This is a genomic window from Alteromonas sp. Cnat2-8 (assembly GCF_022348355.1).
Taxonomy (GTDB): Bacteria; Pseudomonadota; Gammaproteobacteria; order Enterobacterales; family Alteromonadaceae; genus Alteromonas; species Alteromonas macleodii.
Genome location: NZ_JAKREX010000002.1, coordinates 286,879 through 309,358 on the forward strand (window position 1 = coordinate 286,879; position 22,480 = coordinate 309,358).

Annotated in this window: 24 protein-coding genes; 8 read left to right on the forward strand and 16 right to left on the reverse strand. The window is 44.0% G+C overall.

The window, feature by feature from the left end:
* Nucleotides 1-145 precede the first annotated feature (145 nt).
* From MHN00_RS05430 to MHN00_RS05440, 3 genes are all read left to right on the forward strand, one after another.
* The gene (locus MHN00_RS05430) at nt 146-2,410 is read left to right on the forward strand and encodes a TonB-dependent receptor (protein WP_014950531.1); all 2,265 of its coding nucleotides are present in this window, start codon (nt 146-148) and stop codon (nt 2,408-2,410) included.
* A 126-nt stretch (nt 2,411-2,536) separates the two neighbouring features.
* Nucleotides 2,537-2,809: a hypothetical protein gene (locus tag MHN00_RS05435; RefSeq protein ID WP_039226219.1), complete on the forward strand. Its 273-nt coding sequence runs from the start codon at nt 2,537-2,539 to the stop codon at nt 2,807-2,809.
* 51 nt (nt 2,810-2,860) lie between these two features.
* The gene (locus MHN00_RS05440) at nt 2,861-3,193 is read left to right on the forward strand and encodes a hypothetical protein (RefSeq protein ID WP_014950529.1); all 333 of its coding nucleotides are present in this window, start codon (nt 2,861-2,863) and stop codon (nt 3,191-3,193) included.
* Nucleotides 3,194-3,200: 7 nt separating this feature from the next.
* On the opposite strand, the gene MHN00_RS05445 is transcribed toward MHN00_RS05440, so the two are convergent.
* From MHN00_RS05445 to MHN00_RS05490, 10 genes are all read right to left on the reverse strand, one after another.
* Nucleotides 3,201-3,821, reverse strand: coding sequence for a response regulator transcription factor (locus MHN00_RS05445; RefSeq protein ID WP_049589067.1), 621 nt, complete (start codon nt 3,819-3,821; stop codon nt 3,201-3,203).
* On the reverse strand, nt 3,818-5,008 hold the full coding sequence (locus tag MHN00_RS05450) for a histidine kinase (RefSeq protein WP_239300561.1): 1,191 nt from the start codon (nt 5,006-5,008) through the stop codon (nt 3,818-3,820). The genes MHN00_RS05445 and MHN00_RS05450 overlap by 4 nt, the downstream gene beginning before the upstream one ends.
* A 16-nt stretch (nt 5,009-5,024) precedes the next feature.
* Nucleotides 5,025-5,354: an SMR family transporter gene (locus MHN00_RS05455; protein WP_014950526.1), complete on the reverse strand. Its 330-nt coding sequence runs from the start codon at nt 5,352-5,354 to the stop codon at nt 5,025-5,027.
* 28 nt (nt 5,355-5,382) lie between these two features.
* The gene (locus tag MHN00_RS05460) at nt 5,383-5,979 is read right to left on the reverse strand and encodes a hypothetical protein (RefSeq protein WP_239300562.1); all 597 of its coding nucleotides are present in this window, start codon (nt 5,977-5,979) and stop codon (nt 5,383-5,385) included.
* A 125-nt stretch (nt 5,980-6,104) separates the two neighbouring features.
* Nucleotides 6,105-7,487 (reverse strand): MFS transporter, encoded by a 1,383-nt coding sequence (locus tag MHN00_RS05465; RefSeq protein WP_331284381.1) that lies wholly within the window; start codon nt 7,485-7,487, stop codon nt 6,105-6,107.
* 19 nt (nt 7,488-7,506) lie between these two features.
* On the reverse strand, nt 7,507-8,082 hold the full coding sequence (locus MHN00_RS05470; protein ID WP_014950523.1) for a BON domain-containing protein: 576 nt from the start codon (nt 8,080-8,082) through the stop codon (nt 7,507-7,509).
* Nucleotides 8,083-8,096: 14 nt separating this feature from the next.
* Nucleotides 8,097-8,693 carry a phosphoheptose isomerase gene (locus tag MHN00_RS05475; protein ID WP_014950522.1) on the reverse strand — a complete coding sequence of 199 codons (597 nt, stop codon included), beginning with the start codon at nt 8,691-8,693 and terminating at the stop codon, nt 8,097-8,099.
* A 177-nt stretch (nt 8,694-8,870) separates the two neighbouring features.
* The gene (locus MHN00_RS05480) at nt 8,871-9,959 is read right to left on the reverse strand and encodes a glycosyltransferase family 4 protein (protein ID WP_014977256.1); all 1,089 of its coding nucleotides are present in this window, start codon (nt 9,957-9,959) and stop codon (nt 8,871-8,873) included.
* A 181-nt stretch (nt 9,960-10,140) separates the two neighbouring features.
* Complete coding sequence (locus MHN00_RS05485; RefSeq protein ID WP_239300563.1) at nt 10,141-10,482, reverse strand: YraN family protein; 342 nt, start codon at nt 10,480-10,482, stop codon at nt 10,141-10,143.
* Between the two features lie 4 nt (nt 10,483-10,486).
* Nucleotides 10,487-12,487 (reverse strand): penicillin-binding protein activator, encoded by a 2,001-nt coding sequence (locus MHN00_RS05490; protein WP_239300564.1) that lies wholly within the window; start codon nt 12,485-12,487, stop codon nt 10,487-10,489.
* Nucleotides 12,488-12,628: 141 nt separating this feature from the next.
* On the opposite strand from MHN00_RS05490, the gene rsmI reads away from it, so the two are divergent.
* The 3 genes from rsmI (at nt 12,629) to MHN00_RS05505 (ending at nt 14,934) form a co-directional block, all read left to right on the forward strand.
* On the forward strand, nt 12,629-13,465 hold the full coding sequence (gene rsmI, locus MHN00_RS05495; RefSeq protein WP_014950518.1) for a 16S rRNA (cytidine(1402)-2'-O)-methyltransferase: 837 nt from the start codon (nt 12,629-12,631) through the stop codon (nt 13,463-13,465).
* A 98-nt stretch (nt 13,466-13,563) separates the two neighbouring features.
* Complete coding sequence (locus MHN00_RS05500; protein WP_239300565.1) at nt 13,564-13,827, forward strand: hypothetical protein; 264 nt, start codon at nt 13,564-13,566, stop codon at nt 13,825-13,827.
* A gap of 270 nt (nt 13,828-14,097) precedes the next feature.
* Nucleotides 14,098-14,934 carry a glycosyltransferase gene (locus MHN00_RS05505; RefSeq protein ID WP_014950516.1) on the forward strand — a complete coding sequence of 279 codons (837 nt, stop codon included), beginning with the start codon at nt 14,098-14,100 and terminating at the stop codon, nt 14,932-14,934.
* Nucleotides 14,935-15,162: 228 nt separating this feature from the next.
* On the opposite strand, the gene nspC is transcribed toward MHN00_RS05505, so the two are convergent.
* The 4 genes from nspC to MHN00_RS05525 all read right to left on the reverse strand — a co-directional run bounded on the left by nspC (nt 15,163) and on the right by MHN00_RS05525 (nt 19,625).
* A complete protein-coding gene (gene nspC / locus MHN00_RS05510) occupies nt 15,163-16,293 on the reverse strand; it encodes a carboxynorspermidine decarboxylase (protein WP_239300567.1) in 1,131 nt (376 codons plus the stop codon).
* 176 nt (nt 16,294-16,469) lie between these two features.
* Entirely contained in the window at nt 16,470-17,672 is a 1,203-nt protein-coding gene (locus MHN00_RS05515; RefSeq protein ID WP_014950514.1) for a saccharopine dehydrogenase family protein, read from the reverse strand.
* A gap of 300 nt (nt 17,673-17,972) precedes the next feature.
* A complete protein-coding gene (locus tag MHN00_RS05520; protein ID WP_039226244.1) occupies nt 17,973-18,383 on the reverse strand; it encodes a hypothetical protein in 411 nt (136 codons plus the stop codon).
* Between the two features lie 207 nt (nt 18,384-18,590).
* Nucleotides 18,591-19,625, reverse strand: a complete 1,035-nt coding sequence (locus MHN00_RS05525; protein ID WP_239300569.1) for an AraC family transcriptional regulator — start codon at nt 19,623-19,625, stop codon at nt 18,591-18,593.
* 99 nt (nt 19,626-19,724) lie between these two features.
* Here MHN00_RS05525 and MHN00_RS05530 point away from each other — a divergent pair, with 99 nt between their 5' ends.
* Nucleotides 19,725-20,153 carry an SRPBCC family protein gene (locus tag MHN00_RS05530; RefSeq protein WP_239300571.1) on the forward strand — a complete coding sequence of 143 codons (429 nt, stop codon included), beginning with the start codon at nt 19,725-19,727 and terminating at the stop codon, nt 20,151-20,153.
* Complete coding sequence (locus MHN00_RS05535) at nt 20,140-20,952, forward strand: sterol desaturase family protein (RefSeq protein WP_239300573.1); 813 nt, start codon at nt 20,140-20,142, stop codon at nt 20,950-20,952. The genes MHN00_RS05530 and MHN00_RS05535 overlap by 14 nt, the downstream gene beginning before the upstream one ends.
* 77 nt (nt 20,953-21,029) lie before the next feature.
* Here the strand turns inward: MHN00_RS05535 and MHN00_RS05540 are convergent, their stop codons facing one another.
* Nucleotides 21,030-21,275: a DUF4282 domain-containing protein gene (locus tag MHN00_RS05540; RefSeq protein WP_014950508.1), complete on the reverse strand. Its 246-nt coding sequence runs from the start codon at nt 21,273-21,275 to the stop codon at nt 21,030-21,032.
* A gap of 171 nt (nt 21,276-21,446) precedes the next feature.
* Complete coding sequence (locus MHN00_RS05545) at nt 21,447-22,376, reverse strand: pyridoxal-phosphate dependent enzyme (protein ID WP_069944816.1); 930 nt, start codon at nt 22,374-22,376, stop codon at nt 21,447-21,449.
* Nucleotides 22,377-22,480 lie beyond the last annotated feature (104 nt).

A 22,480-nucleotide genomic window follows, 5' to 3' on the forward strand; every position in this document is an offset into this window, starting at 1 on the left:
TTTTTTATTGCCTGTAATCCAGTATAAGCACAAGGTTATGTGCGCCTCTTAAATTAGTGAGTTTAGTCTTTCAAAGTTCCAAAGAAGAACTTGAAGCGGCCTAAAAATATTATTACACCTAACACTCACGCAAAGGGGTTATACCATGAAAACCAATACTGACGTGTCTAAGGCACTCGCCAGTAAGCTTTCACCTGTCGCACTAGCAGTAGCGATGACCGTTCCAGCAATTTCAAATATTGCCGTTGCCCAAGAAGCAGAAGCAACTGAAGAGCAACAATTTGAAGCCATTACCGTTACCGCAACAAAACGCCCTCAAGTTATCTATGAAGTTCCAATTGCTATTAGCGCCTTCGATGGCGACAAGTTAGCTGACCAAGGTATTACTGACCTGACTGACGTTGGTAAATTCGTTCCAAACCTAAATGTTACTGGTTTCTCTGCCGGCCACACATCGTCTGTAAACCCATTTATTCGTGGTATTGGTCTTCAAGATCACCTAATCACAACCGATCCGGGTGTGAGTGTTTATGTAGACGGTGTTTATCTGGGCCGTCAGGTTGGTCAAAACTGGAGCCTAAATAATATTGAGCGTATTGAGGTACTTCGTGGCCCTCAAGGTACGCTATATGGTCGTAACTCGATTGGTGGTGCAATTAACATCATCACAAAAGAGCCAGACCAAGGTGATGTAACCAAAATCAACACTGAATTTGGTACACGTGGTCGCGTTAAAGCTGATCTTTTTGTTAACCACGGTCTTTCAGAAACCGTAGCGTTTAACATGAACCTGTCATTTAACAAGCGCGATGGTCTTGGTGAGTTCATCAACGTGCCTAACGCCGAGTACGATGTTGGTGAGACTGAAGATGTTTCTGGCCGCGTTTCTCTTAAGTGGGAGCCATCAAATGACTTCCGCATGGTATTAACTGCAGATGCTAACAATGGTGACGGCGGTCTGCGTCCTTACACTGTGCTAATTGATGAAGTGGGTTCAGATCGCTACTTCGGTGGTCAGAATGGTGTTGGCGTACCGTTACGTAACACAGATGTGACACCTGAAGGCGCTGATATCTACGACAATGCAACAGGTACTGAAGCAGTAACTGGCGTGTCGAACGAAGCGCGTGGTCTTTCACTCACTACTGAGTGGGACATTAACGAAGACTACACTGCAAAGGTTGTTGCAAGCCAGCGTACATCTAAGTACAAAGCAGGTCTTGATGATGACGGTACAATTTACTCGTTAGATCAGTTCCCTGAGCGTGGCGAAGCCGATCAAACATCAATCGAACTTCAGCTTAACGGCTATATCAACGAATACACTGACTTTGTTGCTGGTGTTTACTACTTCAATGAAGAAGGTAGCAACCGTCAAGGTGACGACTCTAGTTTTGACGGTGGGGCTAACCTGCTAGAACTTGATCAAGAAACCACTTCAAAAGCGGTTTACGTTAACGTTCGCCGTGACTTAACTGATGAGCTTAGCCTTTCTGGTGGCCTTCGTTACACGAAAGATGAAAAAGAAGCATCAGCGAACGTATTTTCAGCACTTGGTACTATCTATGATTCAAATGATTGGGACGAAGTGACGTGGGAACTCGCCACTAACTACACATTTGAAAATGGCATGACAGGCTATGCGACAATTCAGTCTGGCTACCAGTCGGGTCAATTCCCAGCACGTCCTTACTGCCTAATTGGTGAGTTCTTCGGTGCAGGTGGCTTTGATGATATCGAAGGCGCTCAAGCGGCGGTTCGCGCAAATAACTGTTTTACGGCGTCTGACAATATTACTGCTACTAACTATGAAGTAGGTATTAAAGGTCGTGTGAATGATTACTTCGACATTAGCGTTGCAGTATTTAACACTGAGTTTGAAGATCTTCCTTACCAAGTAAGTCGCGTGAGCGAAGGTGGCTTCGACACCGCAAACCTTGTGGTAGAGCAAACATCTCGTGGTGTTGAAGCTGATGCTACGTTTACCTATGGCAACTTCAGCATGATGACCAGCGTTGGTTATATGGATGTTGATGTTGAAGAGCAAGATGGATTCAATCCTGTAGCGCCACTTACTCCAGACCTAACCCTTGCAATTGGTCCGCAGTATACCTTTGAGCTTGATGGTGGTGATTCAATTCGCGTACGTGCAGATTACTCATATCGTGCAGAAATGTATGGTGAGCCTACTTCAGCACCTGAGCGTATGACTAAACTTGATAGCCGTGAGCTTGTTAACTTCGACATCGCTTATACGCCAGCGAATGATGCGTATACTGTTGCACTTTACGGTCGCAATATTTTTGATGAGCGTTACGACAATGCACGCTTGAATACAGGTGACTACATCCTGCAAATTCTAAGCAACGACGCAAGCGAGTTTGGTGTTAGATTCTCAACTGAATTCTAATAGCTACAACGAGTTACAATTATAAAGCCAGTCTAAAGACTGGCTTTTTTTTGCTTATTTTTTCTTGTTTTATCTTCATTATTAGCATAGTTTTAAAACTGTTCTAAAAATGCCCAGCAACTATTTATGAAAGTGAAAGCACTTTACGGTATTGGTTTTCTTGTTGTTAATATGCTTTTGTCAGGGTGTACCTACACGGTGTATTTACCCGACGATGAAGATATAAACGCGAAGAAAAACGGCAAGGTTGCAGTTGCTAAACCTGAATTTGGTAACCAATGTCGTTATAGCGGAAACGGTGAGTATGGCGCGTGCCCAACGTCAAATAGTGAAATGGTTGGAACATCGTGTTCTTGTCCAACACCTTCAGGGCAGATTATGGGAACGGTGTCGAAATAGAAGACGTGCTTTTGTAGTAAGTAGGGCCTTTCAATCATACGGAGATGGAGCGTGGGATTGTTTACCAGTTTTAAAAAATCGCGGTTAGAAAAAAAGTTTAAGAAAAACGAATGGGTAATCATTCAACCTATTCCGTTCGCTCAATTTGAACAACTTATCGTAGACCATGTAGACGGAGGTTGGGAAATAGAAGATGACTATGAACGGCTCGCTGAAACGACCGCTAAGTGGCAGTGTGAATTACGCAAAGGTACGAGTATTTTAACCTGCGTATGGACCGCTAAACAGCAAGGTATCGTATACGGTCCCGAACGCGTGCTTACCGGTTTGTCTGAAAAGCTAAATATACCGACGTCTACAGCAATTGCTACGACGTGGTTTTAAGCCTTTATTAGAGCCAACCTTTTTGTTTAGCTATGCGAGCAGCATCTACGCGGTTGGTCGCATCGAGCTTTGAAATAGCCTCTGAGAGGTAGTTTCTTACCGTACCTTCAGATAAAAACAGCGATTGAGCAATGCCTTGGGTTTTAAGCCCTTCTGAAGCAAGTTTTAGTGCGGACATTTCTTTTTGCGACAGTGGATTGTTGTCGTCAAGAGCCATGATGGCGAGCTCAGTCGAAATTACCTTTTCTCCCGCAGAGACTTTGTGAATGGCATCTATCAGGTAGTCGCTGTCAGACTCTTTCAATATAAAACCCTTAACCCCTAAACTTAATGCACGCTTGATGTAGCCTGGTTTAGAAAAGGTAGTCATTAACACCACCTTGGTATTGAGACTTTGCTTTGCAATGTGGGCGGCTAGATCTAGCCCTGAAACCAGCGGCATTTCAATATCGCTCAAAATAATGTGTGGTGCAGGGTTATCATTTAAATAATCAATGGCTTCCTTTCCATTACTGCACTTTTCAACAATGGTTAAGTCGTCTTCTAATGACAGAAGCATGGCAATGGCATCGCGAACCAGCGACTGATCTTCAACAATCAAAATAGTAGTTGGCGCTTTTGAGTTCATAGGGAAGCCTTATGTGACAAAGCTTGCTCGGTAGTAAGCTGAACCCTGACAATAGGGTGAGGAAGGAAAGAAATGTCCACATCCGCATGAATAGAAGCCGCGCGTTCTCTAATTCCCATTAATCCGTTTCCTTCTTTAATTGATGCGGTGTTCTCAACTACGCCATGATCTTTATAGGTCATTTTCACGGTTTGCTCATTAACTTCAAGACCAAGGGATACCGCGTTACCGTTTGAATAGCGCAAGGTATTGGTTGTCAGCTCTTTGATAATAAGCGCAAGCTGGCTTTCTTGTTTAGCGCTTAAACGTGCTTCAGCGCCGCCTTCAATATCGGTTGTAACATTAAAGCCGTTTTCTTCTAACAGTGATTTGTCTTTTGCTATTTCATCGCTAAGAGAAAGCTGCTTGATATCTGACACTGCTTGACGAATATCACTCAGTAGCGCTTGAGAAAGCTGTGCCAGCGCTTTTACCTCGCGATGCGCGTCTTCAATCTTATCTTTGCTTATAAGTTTATCGGCCAGTTGTGCCTTTAACGAAATAGAGCTGAGTGCGTGACCCGCAACATCATGTAAGTCTCTGCCTATTCGCTCACGTTCAGCGATCGCAGACAATACTCGTAGCGCTTCGGCCTGCTGGCTTTCTTTCAGACTATGGAGTGTTTCTTTGCGCTCCATAACACCAAACCCGAATAGCACTAAGCTGTTGAGCAACGAAGCACTTAAAAGAAAATGTGCGTTATTAAATACGGTAATGTGCAGTGACACGAGTACCAGCATCATCACGCCTATGCTCATTATGCCTGTCTTGAGCGAATTGTAATAACCTACGATAAAAGCAATAAAGCCGATAATGGTTGCGCCACCAGGGTTTTGAAAGCTGCATGCTACCGAAAGTAGAAACATGAGTAGCAAATAAGTGGGCAGTGTTTTAACAGGCTGGTTTATGGCTTTAATGTAAAGAATGACAAAGCTAAGGTATCCTAGGGTTTGAAGCACCCATGTTTCGATGGGAAGAGGACGGGAAATAATAAGCGGAACAAAAAAGAACAGTGAAAAAAACAAGCTTCCGTGAGACCAGCGCTTTTTCCGTCCACTTGCCAAAAGGGGCATGTCAGGCGCGGTGCTCTCGTTTTTGACGGCAGGCACCGCGCTGTTACTATCTTGTATGCTTTTATTGCTGAGCATTGTGAGTACTTCGTCCCTACTGAAATACAACGGCAGACTTGCTAGTAATTAGCAGCGTACCAGAGATAATCAACATAATACCCAGCACGGCATAAATGTCGAAAGTTTGTTTCCAAAATACCACCGAAGCAGCGGTGATAAGTGCGATTCCCATGCCCGACCAAATGGCGTAGGCGACCCCAATTCCCATATTCTTTAAGACCATGGCAAACAGCATTCCAGATATCGCGTAGAAAAAGATAGCGCCGTACCCAAAAGCCCACTTCTCCCATCCGTTCGACATTTTAAGCAGCATGGTAGCGGTAACTTCGGTGATAACTGCAACTGCCAAAAGTAAATAAGTCATAGTGCATTCCTTCTTAATTAAAGTGAAATTAGTTAGATTTGATTGATTGAAAACGACGTTCAAGGGTAATTAATGACACAATGTAGACAGCGACAATCACAGCCGATATTGCCTCTACCCTTGCATCGGGAAACAAGTACCAGGCGGCGACAATGCCGAAGGTTCTGGTTAGCGTGTGAAAGTAGCCTATCCAGTGTTCGATAGCCCATGATAAAGGCATCCACATCAGGCCTGCGAGAATGCCAATACTCAATGGAACGGTGGTGTGGTCGATGGCTGCAACGGGAAGCGCAATGGCAAATACCATTAGGCTCATGATTATGCCAACGAAGAAAAGACGGTCAAAACTGTTCTTTGCCGGCTTTTTGGCAAAAAATCGCTCACCGGTGAGGTAGGAGAGACCTGCACCGAGGTAGAAGATGGCACCTGTGCCGATATACAGCAACCAGGTTATGGTTAATTCAGATACAAAGGGAGCGCTGATACCAAGTAGAGCCCAAACAACAGTGCCTGCCAGCGGCATGGCAATGAATCGGTTCTTTTTAAAATCTTCCCGCTGCTGTTCCAATGGGATGGAAGCATTTTGAACGGGAGTTATTGATGAAGCGTGAGATACTTGTTCCATGAGCTTTACCTGATGTAGTAATGTCTATAGGTAAAGTATGCCGAGGTACCTCAGATTGCGTTAGTCACAAACGTCACCAATCGCGTATGACAATTGTCATCAGTTCACTTAATGAAGCCTATTAACTAAGTCTGTCGTGCTTTTTTCGCTTTTCGTTTGTTTAACACTGAATCGCCATCTTCCTTCGACAGCATTAAGCTATCGTAAATGCTGACAAGTGCTACTGCGGCCATAAACATCATAGATAGCGTAAACGTTTGTAGGTTTGGCATATTGGCACTTTGTCCAAGAATGAATGCTGCAGCAGCGATAGCAAGCGCAGAAAGGGTAATGCCAAGACCGCGGTTCATTTGCATTAAAATGGCGCCTAGCGTGTTTGCGTCTCGCATTTTATTGGGGGGGACGTCGGCAAAAGCAATGGTGTTTATTAGCGTTAAGTGCATTGAGCGAGTAATACCGTTAACAAATAAAATAACGGCAATAGTAAATGACGATGTGGAGTGATTTATCATCGCGAGCGCCACAAAACCAAGGGCGATGAGCACGCCGTTTACTACAAGCACGCGTTTGAAGCCGAAGGTATTCATGATCCACGTTGTCGCTGGCTTTATCGCTAAGTTTCCAGCAAACAGCCACAGCAACAGTGAGCCGGCTTCTACAGGTGAGTAACCTAATCCAAGCTGGAGCATGAGTGGTACAAGAAACGGTGCACTGCCAAGTGCGACACGCATAACAGAGCCGCCAAACACAGTAAGCCGGAAGGTTTTGTGTTGCATCGCATCGAAAGAAAATAGTGGATTCTTGGCCGTTTTTACGTGTTTGACTGCCAATACCATGAGTACTAAGCCAATAGCGATGATGCCAAGTGGTCGAATAAGCTTGTCGCTGGTACTCGCTAAAAACTCGATCCCCGCCATAAATAGCGCAAAGCCGATACCGGTGAGCAAAAAGCCTTTAATATCGAATTTACCTACATTGCCTTTAATGTTTTTAAGGAGATACAGTGACGCGATGATAGCGATTATGCCCAGTGGAATATTCATATAAAAAATCCACTGCCAGCTGAAATGAGTGGCGATGTAACCGCCTAGCACAGGACCTAGTAGCGGTGCGCTTAACGCAGGCCAGGTTATAATGGCCACGGTTTTTACCAGCTTTTCCTTTGGCAAGTCCCGCAGAACCACTAATCTTCCCACGGGAACCATCATTGCCCCGCCTAAACCTTGAAGAATGCGAGATAAGGTAAATTCGAATAAGCTAGTACTCAGGCCACAAAGCACCGAGGCAAAAGTGAATACGGCAATCGCTGCTACAAATATAGTGCGTGCGCCAAATTTATCGGCTGCGTAACCACTCAATGGAATAAAGAGTGTTACGGCTACTAAGTATGCCGATACACCAATAGATAGGTGGGCTGCCGGCACATTGAAGTCGGCAGCAATAACAGGTAACGCCGTGGTGATAACCGTGGCGTCTAAAATTTCCATAAAGAGTGCCCCTGCAACCAAAAGGGCAGTGGCGAACTCTCTATTGAACAATTTCAAAGGCTCTAACTACGCGCGCGACACCCGTAATATTACGAGCAATATCTACAGCGGCTGTGGCTTCTAAATTGGTTAACCGACCCATCAGGAATACTTCTGAATCTTGAACCACTACCTTAACTTGTAGAGCAGGCACTCGTTCGTCTGCCACAATTTTAGTACGCACTTTTGACGCTAACCACAGGTCGTTGGCTTGTGTGCCTGCACCTATCGCCTCGCCAATTCTAATTTGGTTGTGAATTTTTTTGATATAGCTTACTTCTTGGGCGCGGCGCACAGCTTCGTCAACTAAGCCTTGGTTTGGCGCTTGCCCGGTTAGCAACGCTACACCGTTATAAACATCCACTTGCAGGTTAGCCTGCTCTTTAAGCGCATCGCTTTTCGACCATTGATACGACACCGCAGCATCGGCATTTTGGTCATCAAGCTGCGTGCCCACAGTACGTCTGTCATTAGCCACTTTTGCAGCCATAGCGCCTGCAGCTCCAACGGCCACTACACACCCTTGCAATGTAAGAATTAGGGCTAATAAAGAACCCAGTAGTCCCAAATTTTTCACTTGTGTCCTCTTTACTACTCGTCGCCGTGATCGGCAGGGAATAAGCTGTCGTCAATGCATTCACATAAATTGTGAATTACCAGTAAATGAACTTCTTGAATACGCGAAGTGCGGTTTGACGGTACGCGAATTTCAACATCATGTTCACTTAAGAAGCCCGCCATTTCACCGCCGTCTTTGCCAGTAAGCGCGACAATGGTCATATCGCGAGATAATGCCGCTTCCATCGCTGCTATGACGTTACGAGAGTTACCGCTGGTTGAAATAGCCAACAGTATATCTCCGGGTTGGCCGAGCGCCCGTACTTGCTTCGCAAATATTTCTTCGAAGTTATAGTCATTCGCAATAGACGTCAGGGTTGAGGTGTCTGTGCTTAATGCGATTGCCGGTAAGCTGGGACGGTCGCGCTCGTAGCGATTGAGCATGTTGGAAGCAAAATGTTGCGCATCACCTGCAGACCCGCCATTACCACAGCTCAGTACTTTATTACCTCTAATTAAGGCTTCAACGATCATGTACGCCGCTTTCTCAATATGCTCTGGCAATATTTCCGATGCCGCTATTTTGGTTTGTATGCTCTCGGTAAAATTCGCTTTTATCTGTTCAATCATGTGTCATCTCTTTGTTTTCACCAAATGGCAGACCATTTAGTGAAATTTTTTGCGCTGCATTACAGCGCCTTGATTTTTGTAATGGCCAGTATCTGAAAGTCAGAGGTTTAAACTGTGGCCTCAGCGCGAGAGAAAAAGGCCTAACGTTTATCGCTCGCGATAATCAACCCGCATTTTCTATTGAAGCGTGCGAAAAAACTCAACCAAGTTTCTTGCTTCATCTTCAACTTTAAAATTTTTCACAACGTGTTCGCGCCCGGCTTTGCCCATTTCTGCAAGTTTGTCCATATCCGAAAGCAGCAAATCCATCTTTTCTGTGACAGCTTGCTGATCTTTGGTAGGTACAATATACCCATCAACGCCTGGCCTGATGATGTCTTCCCATGCGCCCGCCTGAGTAGCTAATACCGCAGCTCCAGCACTCATGGCTTCAGGTACAGTTAATCCAAACCCTTCGTTATAGCTAAGTGCACTTACTAATGACAGTGCACTGAAGATTCTAGGAATTTGCTCAAACGGCAATTCACCGGTGAAAACAATTCGGTCAGTTAACCCGGCTTTAGAAATTTTTTCTTTAAGCTCGTTTACAAATTCTTGGTTACTCGAGGATATGGCACCTACAACTACTGCGTTCACGTCAGGGTATTTGGGCAATACTTTGATGCACGCTTCAACAAATAGATGAACGCCTTTTTGCTCTCTAACTCTGCCCAGAATACCAATGCCGTACTTGCCGCCGTAGCCTAATGCTTGCCAAGCTTCTTGCTTGTTTTCTGCTGGCGTGTAGTTGTCTATTTGCACACCGTGTAGATTTATCTTGGCGGGGGGCTTATTTAGATATTTTGCAGAGCGATTACTCATTGCAATAACCGCATCCATTTTATTGCTTAACCACACCGTAGAAGCCGAACGCTTTCGCTGAGCGGCAGAGCTAAATACAAGCTTTATCTTGGCGCGAAACACGTATTTGAGGATCACACCCTGAATCATCTCGTCAACGCGACGTGCATGAAAAATTCGCCACTTACCATTACTAAGCGGGCGTCGACACATTTTGGCGACCTCCCAAAAAGTAATAGTCATTGATGGGTCTGGAACAAAATGCTTGCCCATTATCCGCAAATTAATCATATGCTTCTGTAGCGATGTTACTTGCAGCATCGTAGACGTTACGCCAGAAAAATTAGAGCTGGAGTTGCCGACTATTAGCTCTATTTCTTGGTTATCAACGCTGCTGGACGAAACCTTGTTGTTGGGATGACTCATTATTTGTGGGAACCTAAGAAACTTTCATCAAACCGATGAAGGGTTGCAAATCATAAGATAAAACAAACGGAATACTTCTGACATAAAGACATTTTCATCAATATCGGCCGCGCTCATCGTTGGCGCACGCTTCTAGTCCTCTTTGGGGAACATCAGTTTAAAAGCTGGATATTGTCAGTCTTTAGCCCACGTTCTTCAACCACTGAAGGTTGTCTCCGTCTATGGCAACAACGTCTATTCGCAGAGAAGTAGACGCTGGATTTAAGCCATTATCTAACAAATAGAAATCAAACGCAGCCTGAATTCGCTGGAGCTTTTTGGCAGTCACAAAATCTAGAGCACAGCCAAACTGATTTCGTCTTCGGTATTTAACTTCAACGCACACTATGGTGCTGCCGTCTTGCATTACAATGTCGAGCTCGCCACGCCGAGTGTGGTAATTTCGACATCGAAGTATAAGGCCTTGTTCCATCAGATATTTACAGGCCTTGTCTTCTGCTGCACTCCCTTGCAGTGTTGACATAATTTTACTCCGAAAGCATTTGAACTTTTTCGTTACGAATAATTGCCTGAGGCTGTTTGCGTATTACTTCACCTTGTTGATTAAGGGAAAGTGTACCCGTTAACCCTTCGTGTGAAAGATACTTCAGCGTGTTAAGCATGCCTAGCTGAGGCAACAACTGATAGGCATCAAAACCGAACGCAAATAAACGTTTTTGCATAGTATTTTGATTTTGCCAAGCCTGTTCAACCTCCTGCTGAAGAGGTTGCCAACTATGTGAAGGCATTAACCAAGGCATGTCGATAAAGTGCACATTCTGCAGGTCACGCCATTGGTTTTTCCCGCTGTCGTAATCCATTGAACGAGAGGTGGCATACACGGGGACTTGTTTGCCATCGTATGGGTTTAAGCTCGCTTCGATAATGGGGTTAAGCAGTTCTGTGTCTTGAGGTGAGGCAAATGCAACAATGGCATCAATATCACGCCTACTGCGAGGCATGTTGTACACTTCATCATTTGTCATGTACTCAATTTGATTGATACGCTCGTTGCTTTGCGCCACATCTAGCGCCTGTGTAATTCCCTCTCGAAGTGAATTACTGTCGTTAAACGATACCGACGTTATGTTGGCGCGCTGCTTGTTTTCCTGATTGTTGAGTATTCGCCAGTGCTTTTTAAAGGTGTCGTCCATTCGCTGGTACAGACTGCTTTGTGCGGCAATAACGATAGGCGCACGATATCCTTTATTAAAGATAAATTCAGCAAGCTGCTTTGCTTCATCTTCTGGTGCTAGCCCGTAATAATTCAACGAGGTAGGCAAGCCTAATGAGTGGAGTTCATTTTGTGTGTCATCACCTGCGAGACCTGTACCAGAGGCAAGAGCATCATCGGCTACCGCCGGATTTGACGATCCTGTTGCCAACCCTTTAGCAGACGCATTGTATGGCAATTCGTCAGGCCTGTTTAATGCAAGTACGTTCACACCAAGCGGCAAACTGGGAATTAAACGTTCAACAGTGTCTTTTAAAAGAGGGCCAATGATGAACTTGGTATCGCCAATTTCGCTGAGTAAATGCTGTGTATCTACTTCGTTGGTGTCGATAAAACGAAGACGAGGTAGAAGGTGTTCATCTTGGCGCTTTTCAACATCGGTGTAATAAGCCGCCATGATGCCATTTTTAACGACTTGTCCTGTGCGAGCTAACCTGCCAGAAAGTGGTAGTAAAACCGCAATATCGTTGGCGCCAGCATCGGTAAGCTGGGTTGCTTCAATTACGTTTTCAGGCAAAGCGTTTTCTAATACATGACCGCGATAAACCTGCTTAAATTGCTGCAGGCTTTTGGCTAATTTTTCCGGTGACGACGCGTTTTCTTCGGTTAGTTCGCGAAGAGTAATGAAAGGAGACAGGTCGGGATAAGCACTGCCTACTGAATCTAGTGACGATGCAGGAATGGAGGTAATCCACTGCCAAACTTGTTGCACTTTTTCATCGTCAGTAAGATTGGTCTTTAATACGCTATTCGCTGCCGCAGCCAGGTTGCCTTGCTGCGTGAAGAGCTGGGTTTGAAGCTCCGCTTTTTGGAATGCGGTTTCGCCTGTACCGGTTACGCCATCCAACATAGCCAGCAATTCTTCTGCCGAGGCATCAGGCATTCCCGCATAGGCTTTGGTTACCAGAAGGGAGTAATAAGATTGATTTACACCTGAAATACCGTCTTCTTTTACCTCATATAGCACTTGCTGAGCCAAAACGGGCTGTTGATTTTGAAGGTACAGGTCAGCCGCTTGCAGCAACAGCGTATCGCGCTGTTCTTTGTTGCGGGTGCGCTCCCATACTTTTTTTGCTTCAAGGAGTTTGTGCTCAGGTGTGACGTTATCTTCAACCTGTGTGGTTTCAATTGGGGTAGGTTCCACTACCACAGGCTTTGACTGGGTTTTAGGTGTACTTCCACAGCCCGTTAGCACCAATACAGAAGCGACGGCTGATAGCGTAAAGATTTTTCCAGCTTGTCCAATATGACGCACAGTTTCATTCCTTTTACATCGTTATAGGCCAAGTTTATCTTAACCAGTGTGAAAATCTACGCTTGCCAGCATAATCTGGACTAATGGCGTGATACACTTATCGCATATTCTTCAAAATTAACGTAAGACTTAATCACTGTTATGACAGACACCGCCACCTTATATATTGTTCCAACACCTATCGGTAATTTAGACGACATAAGTGCCAGAGCAATACGCGTATTAAGTGAAGTAAGCTGGATCGCTGCCGAGGACACCCGTCACAGCGCTCGACTCTTACAGCACTTTAGCATTGGAACGAAAACTCTTTCTCTGCACGAGCATAACGAAGATAAGCGCACAGCAATGCTTTGTGAGCGTTTAAAGGGCGGCGAGTCGGTAGCATTAATAAGTGATGCTGGAACGCCGTTAATCAGCGACCCGGGCTTTGTTTTGGTACGCAAGTGCCGTGAGCAAGGTATTCCAGTTAGCGCTCTGCCGGGCCCATGTGCTGCAATTACAGCATTAAGCGCGTCGGGACTGCCGACAGACAAGTTTATTTTTGAAGGATTCCTACCGGTTAAAGTGCAGGCACGTGAAAGCGTGTTGTCAGCGCTAATAGATCGAACGTTCACCACAGTTTACTATGAAGCCCCACGACGAATTTTAGACACCGTTACTGATATACAGCGCGTTTTAGGCGAACGCCAGATTGTTGTAGCGAAAGAGCTATCCAAAACCTTCGAAACCTACGTGAGTGGCAGCGCGCAAGATGTAATTGATTATCTCAATGCGGATGTTGCGCACCAGAAAGGCGAATTCGTCGTCATGATTGGCCCCGCGAAGGTAAGTGACCAGGCCATACCTAGTGAGGCAATGTCGTTGCTAAGTGTTTTGTGTGAGCACATGCCGCTTAAAAAAGCCGCGGCGGTGGTCGCCACTCACTATGACTTGAAAAAGAATGCGCTTTATCAAGCTGGGCTAGACGCAAAAGCGTAAACACGTTGTTGATCTTAAGGGCCTTGGAATAAATACAAAGGAGTGTAATTCACGTCAACTGCCCAGTTCAAAAAGGACTGAGGTTTATGGAGGCTCATATGACAAAAACACTCAAAATCACCATGTCAGAAGGAAAATGGTTAGTTGATATATTTTCTCAAGCTAACGACTCAGGTGTTTACGACTTAATCCACCCTAAAACCTTTGCGGAAGTTTCTCTTAATGAAGGCGAAATGTACGGCTTTCGTTATAGCCTGCATGGAAAAGCAGGAACGTCATTTAAAATTGAGTTAGATGATGAAGTGTTGGCTGAAGGTGAGATAGACAAATCTGAGGCGGCGTCGGGAAGTGGAGTTGTATAGCCAGTAACCCCATCGCGCCGCCATAAAAATCAATGCGCGATGAATTCCTACGTTGTTTACTTGAATGCTAAGGCCTCGCTCTGACCTGAAATCAATTCAGTTTTTCCTTTTTCAGGAAATAATGTGAGCGAATTAACGTTTTGTGGGTCTTAGTTAACAAAGAAAAAGAAAAAATTTCGTAAAAGAATAGTTTTTATTGGTATTATTTCAATATTCCTTTTGCATTCTTTTTCTTTGTAAATTCATTTTCTTATATTCAACGGCATTATCATGTTTCAGCATTTCATATTAACGCGCTTTAATCTTCGAAAAAAAGGTTGGGATGAGACCAAATCTCAATCCAAAGTTTTAACTGATAGCTGGATGGAAAACAGATTGAAGCTGTTTGAGCAGTACTGTTATTCGTCTATAAAATCTCAAACGGTAAAAAACTTTGAATGGCTAGTATTTTTCGATACGAATACACCAGAAATTTATCGCGAAAAAATAAACGAGCTAGCTTCAAAATTCTCCAATTTTATCCCTATTTACGCAGACGGAATGGAAAACTTTTACCCGTCTATAAAAAAAGAAATAGCGTCCAGATTAACAGCCCCCTTTCTTATTACGACGAGGCTTGATAACGATGATAGCCTTCACCAAGACTTCGTTAAAGAAGTACAGAATCAATTTTCAGAGCAATCTTTTATGGCAATTGACTTTGTTGACGGATATACGCTGCAGGTAGCGCCTCGTGTAAGGCTAGGCCTGCACTCACATGTGCATAATCCGTTTATGAGTTTAATTGAAAAAAGTGAAGATTTTAAAACCATCTGGTGTCAAGAAAGGCACGGATATTGGAGTGGTGTAAAAGAACTGACGCCTGTCAGAGGAAAGCGAATGTGGATGTCGATTATTCATTTTGAAAACAAGGTGAATGAATATAAGGGCTATGGAAATGTTCCCAAAGAAAGGGTTGAAGATTTTAATTTACACCCTGCAGCCCTTGAAGACGTTATTGCAAACGTTGAAGATCCCAAAGTCAGTAGAAAAAGCGCGCTAAAGCATAAAATTAAGACAAATTGGAAGGTGAATTTTAAGCTGATGAAGAGGGCGTTATTTTCTTAAGTAGTTATCTAAAACTACTTAGTGTTCGCATCAGTCTTCTCTGGTGACTATTAACTCATATTTGGGTTTAATATTAACCTGAGAAAAATGAGGGGTTCATTGATTAAGGTGAATCAGATAGTAGGGAATTTACTGTGTGAGCCGTGTAAATTAGCAAGCTGTTTGTTTAATCAAACAGCTTGCCCGTAAAAAGGCTCATTAACAATTAGCCAATTACAAAAAAGCTAATTAAGACAAACGACCTTTAAAGTCTTCGTAGCTGAATTCGCGAACCAGCTCAAAGTCGCCGTTAGAACGCAGAATGCCGATAGCAGGATGTTCTACACCGTTGAAGAACGTGGTTTTTACCATGGTGTAATGCATCATATCCTCAAACTGTAATCGATCGCCGGTCTTAAGCGGCGCATCGAATGAGTAGGTATCAATGACATCGCCTGCAAGGCACGAATTGCCACCTAGCTTCACATTATATGCTTTTTCATTAGGCATACCCGCGCCCAAAATTGTAGGTCGATAAGGCATTTCCAGCACATCTGGCATATGTGCAGTAGCTGAAATGTCTAGAATAGCGATATCACCGTCATTTTCTACCATATCAACCACTTCGCAAATTAATGGCCCTGTCTGCCATGCTACCGCAGACCCTGGTTCAAGAATTACGTCTAGATGTGGGTAACGGGCTTTAAAGTCTTTTAGTGTGTTGATGAGGTGATCAACATCATACCCTTCACGGGTCATCAGGTGTCCGCCACCTAGGTTTAACCACTTTAATTGACCAAGCCATTTGCCAAAACGCTTTTCAATGGCCTCAAGCGTGCGTGCAGTAGCAAAAGAATCACACTCACAAAGGTTGTGGCAGTGAAAACCTTCAATACCCGATAAGTCTACGCCTTCTAGCTCACTAGCGCGTATGCCTAAGCGCGAACCTGGTGCAGCTGGGTCGTACAGTGGTGTATCTGCTTCTTGATGCTCAGGGTTTATGCGAAGGCCTAACGACACGCCTGCTAGCACGTCTTTATGCGCGTTCCACTGGGTCAAACTATTAAAAGACAGGTGATTAACAAGACCCGCCAATTCCTTTGCGTCATTAACCTTGTACGCAGGAGAATATGCGTGAACTTCTTTACCCATCTCTGCAGCAAGTTTCGCTTCCCAAACCGAACTGGCCGTTGCTCCGTGTAAGTACTGTTTGATGATGTCGAAGCAAGACCACATAGAAAAGCCTTTAAGCGCCAAGATAATACGCGCGCCAGATTCGTCTTGAACCCGTTTCATCAGCTCAAGGTTTTTAATTAATTTTGCTTCTTCCAGCACGTAGCAAGGAGAGGGAATATCAGTACGTTGAGTTAAATCGGTCAATGGGATAAAGCTCCAAAAAATAAAACGGCTTTCAACATTTATCAAACGCCTAATGTATTACATTACAGGTCGTAGCTCAAAACTACTCTGTATCCTACATTCCAGTAATCTGATCTAGATTTAAATAGTGGCGTTAATAAAAAAGGGCGCTTGAATTAAGCGCCCCGATATTTCAATTATTTAGTGAAAGGGCTACCTTCACATTCGAGTACGTGCCATGGCAGACCATGCTCGTTAAGCATATCCATGAATGGGTCTGGATCGAATTGTTCCATGTTCCAGACACCTGCTTCTTTCCATGTGCCGTTAAGCATAAGCGCTGCGCCAATCATCGCAGGAACACCTGTGGTGTAAGATACTGCTTGCGCGCCTACCTCTTCGTTACATTTCGCGTGGTCACAGTTGTTATAGATAAAGATAGTTTTTTCTTTGCCATCTTTAATACCTGTGATGTAAGTGCCAATGCACGTCATACCGCTATAACCTTCAGCAAGTGAGCCTGGGTTAGGAAGTACTGCTTTCAAGAACTCTAGTGGTACAATCTTCTGGCCTTGGAATTCAACTGGCTCAATGCTAGTCATACCAATACCTTCAAGTACACGCAGGTGGTTAAGGTAAGCATCGCCAAAGGTCATCCAGAAGCGTGCACGCTTAAGAGTAGGGAAGTGCTTAACAATAGACTCTAGCTCTTCGTGGAACATCAGGTAAGATGCGCGAACACCAATGTTTTGATAGTCCAGATCTTCACGTACGCTTAACGGATCGGTTTCTTTCCACTCGCCGTTTTCCCAATAGCGACCGCGTTGGGTAATCTCACGAATGTTGATTTCAGGGTTGAAGTTAGTCGCGAAAGCCTGGCCGTGATCGCCGCCATTACAGTCTACGATATCAAGATAGTGGATTTCGTCGAAGTAATGCTTAGCTGCATATGCTGTGTAAACGTTAGTTACACCTGGATCAAAGCCACTGCCAAGAAGGGCCATAATGCCCGCGTCTTTAAACTTGTCTTGGTAAGCCCACTGCCACGAGTATTCAAACTTCGCTTCGTCTTTAGGCTCGTAATTGGCGGTGTCTAGGTAATCAGTATTAGTTGCAAGACATGCATCCATGATTGGAAGGTCTTGATATGGCAACGCAAGGTTGATTACTAGGTCTGGCTTTACTTCGTTGATAAGTGCTTCCACTTCTTTTGCGTTGTCGGCATCAACAGCGAAAACACCCTTAACGCGATCTGCACCTACTTCTTGCTGTAGCGCTTCACACTTAGATACCGTGCGGCTTGCTAAGTAAATTTCGTCGAAATGTTGCGGTAAACGTGCACATTTTTTCACAGTTACCGACGCAACACCGCCAGCACCAATAATTAAAACGCGAGACATAATAACTAATCCCTAATTTTGCTAATGAATTTTGGGCTGAATGCTAGCAGACCAATGGGATTTGGCAAGCAAAGACAGCCCATGACAGTACAAAAAATTTTAATCGTAACAACGAATGTAAAAGGTATTGCACACCTACTAGCGGCCTACCTTTCAAAGGCCTCATTATTGACCGTTTATGGTCTACGCCGAGATACGTCGTTCAATAGAAGTTTGAGCTGATACGAAAGCAGACTTGTTCTTAAAATTAATAACGTGTCTGCAATTCTGCTCGGTTTAAAATATAAAGTCGCTCGAATTTCAGCGGGTAACCGTATCAATTGGTGGCGATATGACTACCTTATCATCAACTTTGTAATAAGGGTAAAGAATCAAACGCTCTTCATGATTTGGTGTAGCAGTGGCTATGGCAATGGCGTCGAGGGTTTTACTGTCTTGGGTATTAACCGCCGCAGCATAAACCAATACGCTGTAGCTGTTTGTGTCGGTGGTGGTATCGATAATTCGCCATTGAAGCTGCTCGATAAGCTGTGACTCTCGCTTTTGACCTTGTGTTTCGTCGTTGAAAATACAACCTACTCGGCCGTTTTCATAGATGGCCGCAAAGGGGTAAAACACATCGCATACGGGTAACATAAGCTCACATAAGCTTAGTGACTTCGACACGAGTACGTTTAATGGCGTTGGCAATGTAACTGGACGGTCGATCATAGCGCATCTCCTGTGAGTTAGCGTTGCTGGACACTTGCTAATACCTACGCTTACTACGTCACATTAGTTTAATAATCACTATTGCGATAGCTAAACATTACCATTTCATACTAAAAGATTAAGAGACTAATCCTAGAGCGATTGCTTTTTATCGGTTGTTTTTCAACGCGACTTAATAGTTCGGCGATAAGGAAGTGGACATTAGCTTTAAGGCGCTAAAAGTTGTTTTTGGTATTTCAGTGGTGTTGTTGAGTACCATTTTTTAAAGGCGTGGGTAAATGATGATTGTTCCTGAAACCCCAATAAATCTGCGGTATCAGCGATGGAGTGATGTTTCAGCAAATCATCTAAGCGGGCTTTGCGTTCGCTATTGAGAATTTGTTGAAAACTAGTGCCACTTTGCTTCAATTTTCGCTGTAAGGTGCGCGGACTGATAAAAAGTGCATTGGCTACGCGTTGCTGATCGCAGCCTTTTAAGGTTGGATTGGCTTTTAAAAGCGCAACGACTCTATGACTTATGTCTTCATGCTGATTGGCGTAGAACTGGCTATTGGCAAATTGAACACGGTCGCCGCCTTTGCTCGCCATTAGTTCTTCTTCGGATACTTTTACAAGCGCACTAAACATCGCTTTGTTCTCGCTGGTAAATGGAATATGTAAAAGGTGCTGAGGAAAAATAATGGCGTTGGTGTTGGCGTTATCAACCACCTCACAATTGAACCACATCGCTAGCATGGCTTTTTCCGAATCGCTCAAAGGAAACGTAAAGGTGACGGCATTCAGTTTACAGGCAGAACCTAATATCTTGTAGACGGTTGCTACCCAGGCTGTGGTGTTGCGCAATACCATCTGCTTGCAATCGGCGCTTTTGGGTACCCACTCAACGCGGGTATTGTCAGGTTCGAAAAACACGCTGGTGGTGCCGATGTCAGCAACTAAAGCGTCAAAGCGGGTAAGCGCATTTATGGCTTGAACCAAGTTTTCGCAGCTTTCAACAAGGTAACCCAGCACCCCGTAATCTTTCGCCTGAATATGTTTACCTAATTCAAAACCAAATAACGAATTGTTGGTTAATGCGACCCCTTGGTTTAACAGCTCAACGTATACATCCATATCAACACGTGAAGAGCCAGACAGTGAGTCATGCTTTTGGGTAGTTAACGAAACATTGTCGGCATTAACGCCTAAGCTAACTAAATAGCTCACCGTACTTTGGATATAGGCTGAGGAAACTGATGGCATATGCTTGTCGCAAAATAACAAAAACACTGTCGCATTAACGCAAGATAAAATAGAAATGTCAATTTATGCTAGGAGCCGTCAAAAAAGGAAATAACGTAGATGGTTGACGTTTACTACCAAAAAAATATTGCTGCAACGCCCAAAGAACTGCGCGATACGCTGCTTGATCACCAGAATTTAAGCGATTTTTTCAACGCGTCGTTTAAGGTATTGAAAGCAGAAAATGATAATGAGATTAGCGGCGGAAAGGGCTGCGTAAGAGAAGTCACTATTCTTAGTGTACGTTTTAAAGAAGAGATTATTCACGCAGATACCAACGGCATTGAATATAGAGTGGTTGATGACTTTCCAGTCAAAGCTCACAGGGGCGTTATTGCGTTCACGCAGCAGGAAAATTCAACAAACGTTTCTTATCGCATTACCTGTCGGGCGCCTTGGTATATACCAAACTGGTTACTGACGCGCCTGTTGCAAAACGATATTGAGAAATGTCTAGATAAGTTAGGAGCACGCTTTGATCCCCGTTGAACTTATTTTGCTAGGGTTAAGCCCCGTATTTCTACTGTGTGTTTTTGTTGAATTTAAGAAAGCGCGACAGTTTTACAATGTAAAAGACAGTGTAAACAATGCCTTACTTGCACTATTGCATCAGAGCTCTGATGCATTGGTCTTGCTTCTACTAATGCCTTTTTTTATTTGGTTACACCAGTTTTCACTATTTAAAATAGAGCTTAGTGCACTGTCACTTTTTGCAGGTTTTATCCTTCAAGACTTTTTATACTACTGGTTTCATCGTGCTTCACACAACATACACTGGTTTTGGCTAGCGCATGTGGTACATCACAGCTCGACAAAAATGAATTTCACAACGGCCTTCAGACAAAGCGTTTTGTACCCTTTTGTCGGCATGTGGCTGTTCTGGGTACCAATGATTCTTATTGGTTTTTCGCCAAGTCTGGTTTTTGCCATTGTCGCTATCAATCTGGCTTATCAGTTTTTTGTACACACTCAGACAATTGGAAACCTAGGCTGGGTAGAGCGTATCTTCAACACGCCTACGCATCACCGTATTCATCACGCAACGAATAAACCATACATCGATAAGAATTACGGTGGCGTACTTATTATATGGGATAAGTTATTCGGCACTTTCGCTAAAGAAGACAAAACGATAACGATAAAGTACGGCATTATAGGAAAAATGCCTAAGGACAATCCTCTTAGCGCTAACTTTAGTCAAATAGGTGTGCTTCGTGAACAGCTTCAGCACGCAAAAGGGATAAAAGCAAAGTTAAAGAGGTTGTTTGGCTATCCTGTCGCAGATTGATACTAATGGTCTTACACAATCAAAGTACTAGATGGATTGCTAGCGCTACCTAGAGAAGCGCTAGCCTTGGTATGGCACTATTCTTTACTAGCAATTTTCTGAAGGTTGCTGTGAATTTTGAAAAGTACGATAAGCAGTTCGCACCAGATTCTTGCGCCAATACAGCCAGACACGATAATAAATAGGCCGTATACAAAACTCGCGTCGTACCCTACAAACATCGTCGTTACGCCACTTACCACAGATCCTAAAAGCAATAGCCAGTACACGAAAGTGATAATCTTAGGGGTTAACATTGAGTCGAAGAAGAAAATATCTTTCATAATCATTCCTTGATGAAGTCTGCAGGTAGCAAGCGCTAATGTTATGCCGCATCCTGCGACAAACTTCTTGTTGTTATCGTTGTTTAGTGTTTAAAAGAATTGTGAGCAAGCTCACAGGGATAGTTGTAACACCGAAAGGTAGTGATCGCAACACTCTGTTATAAAAGGGGTTTATCTTGCGCCTTGCAAGCCGCCTGTGTGCAGTACAACAATGCGTGACCCGTCTTCAAACATACCTTTGGCCAGCATATCTTTAACTGCCCAAAAGGCTTTGCCGGAATAAACAGGCTCGATATCAAAATCGAAAGTATTATTAAAATCGTTGCAGAAGGTTTGAAGCTCATTTGGCGCTTTGGCGTAACCACCGAAGTGGTAGTTGTGTTCAATATGCCAATTTGATCGCCCAAGCGAGGCTGGAAGAAATTGTTCGACTAATCCTTCTAAGTAGTCTTCACCCTTCAGCACGCCAACACCGACAGCGTTGCAACCAGTGTGATGGAGAGTGTCTTTCGCATTATTTTCATTACGTTTATTTAATGCACTGACTATTCCCGCCAAAGTGGCTCCACTAGCGACAGGAGCGACAATAAAATCAAAGTCTATGTCGATTTCATCAACCATGTCCTTTATCCCTTGAAGCGCTTGTGCTTGGCTTCCGCCCTCAGGAATGATCATCGCGTCAGGTTGCTGCTGCTTAAGATGAAGTAGATATGCGCTATCGTTTCGCTTTTTGTAAGTGACTCGGTCTACATAGTCGATACGGGTGCCCCAACTTTTCAAATCCTCAATCATGGGTGTAGGTGCAGCGCTGTAGTCACCGCGAATAACGGCGTTAAAAGGAATGCCCAATTTATAACAAACAAAGCCTAGTGCATGCAGGTGGTTAGAAAAACCGCCGCCGAAACTCACTATCGTTTTTGGCAACGGGCTGGTGAGCGCATGACTTAGCTTTCGCCATTTATTACCTGACATTACAGGGTGAATAGCATCATCACGCTTAACAAATAGCGATACCTTGCTGGCACCTTCCCAATTTGGCTTAAATGGGATTAGCGGTGAGGGCAGGGTTAATGACGATTTAAATGCATCAAGGGGAAGCACAACGAGAGCCTAGTGTCAGTTGATCAAATGTGTGAAGGCAAGAGTATAACCAGATAGAAATACAATAAAAGACCTGTAATGTTTATTACGCTAATAAGAGCATA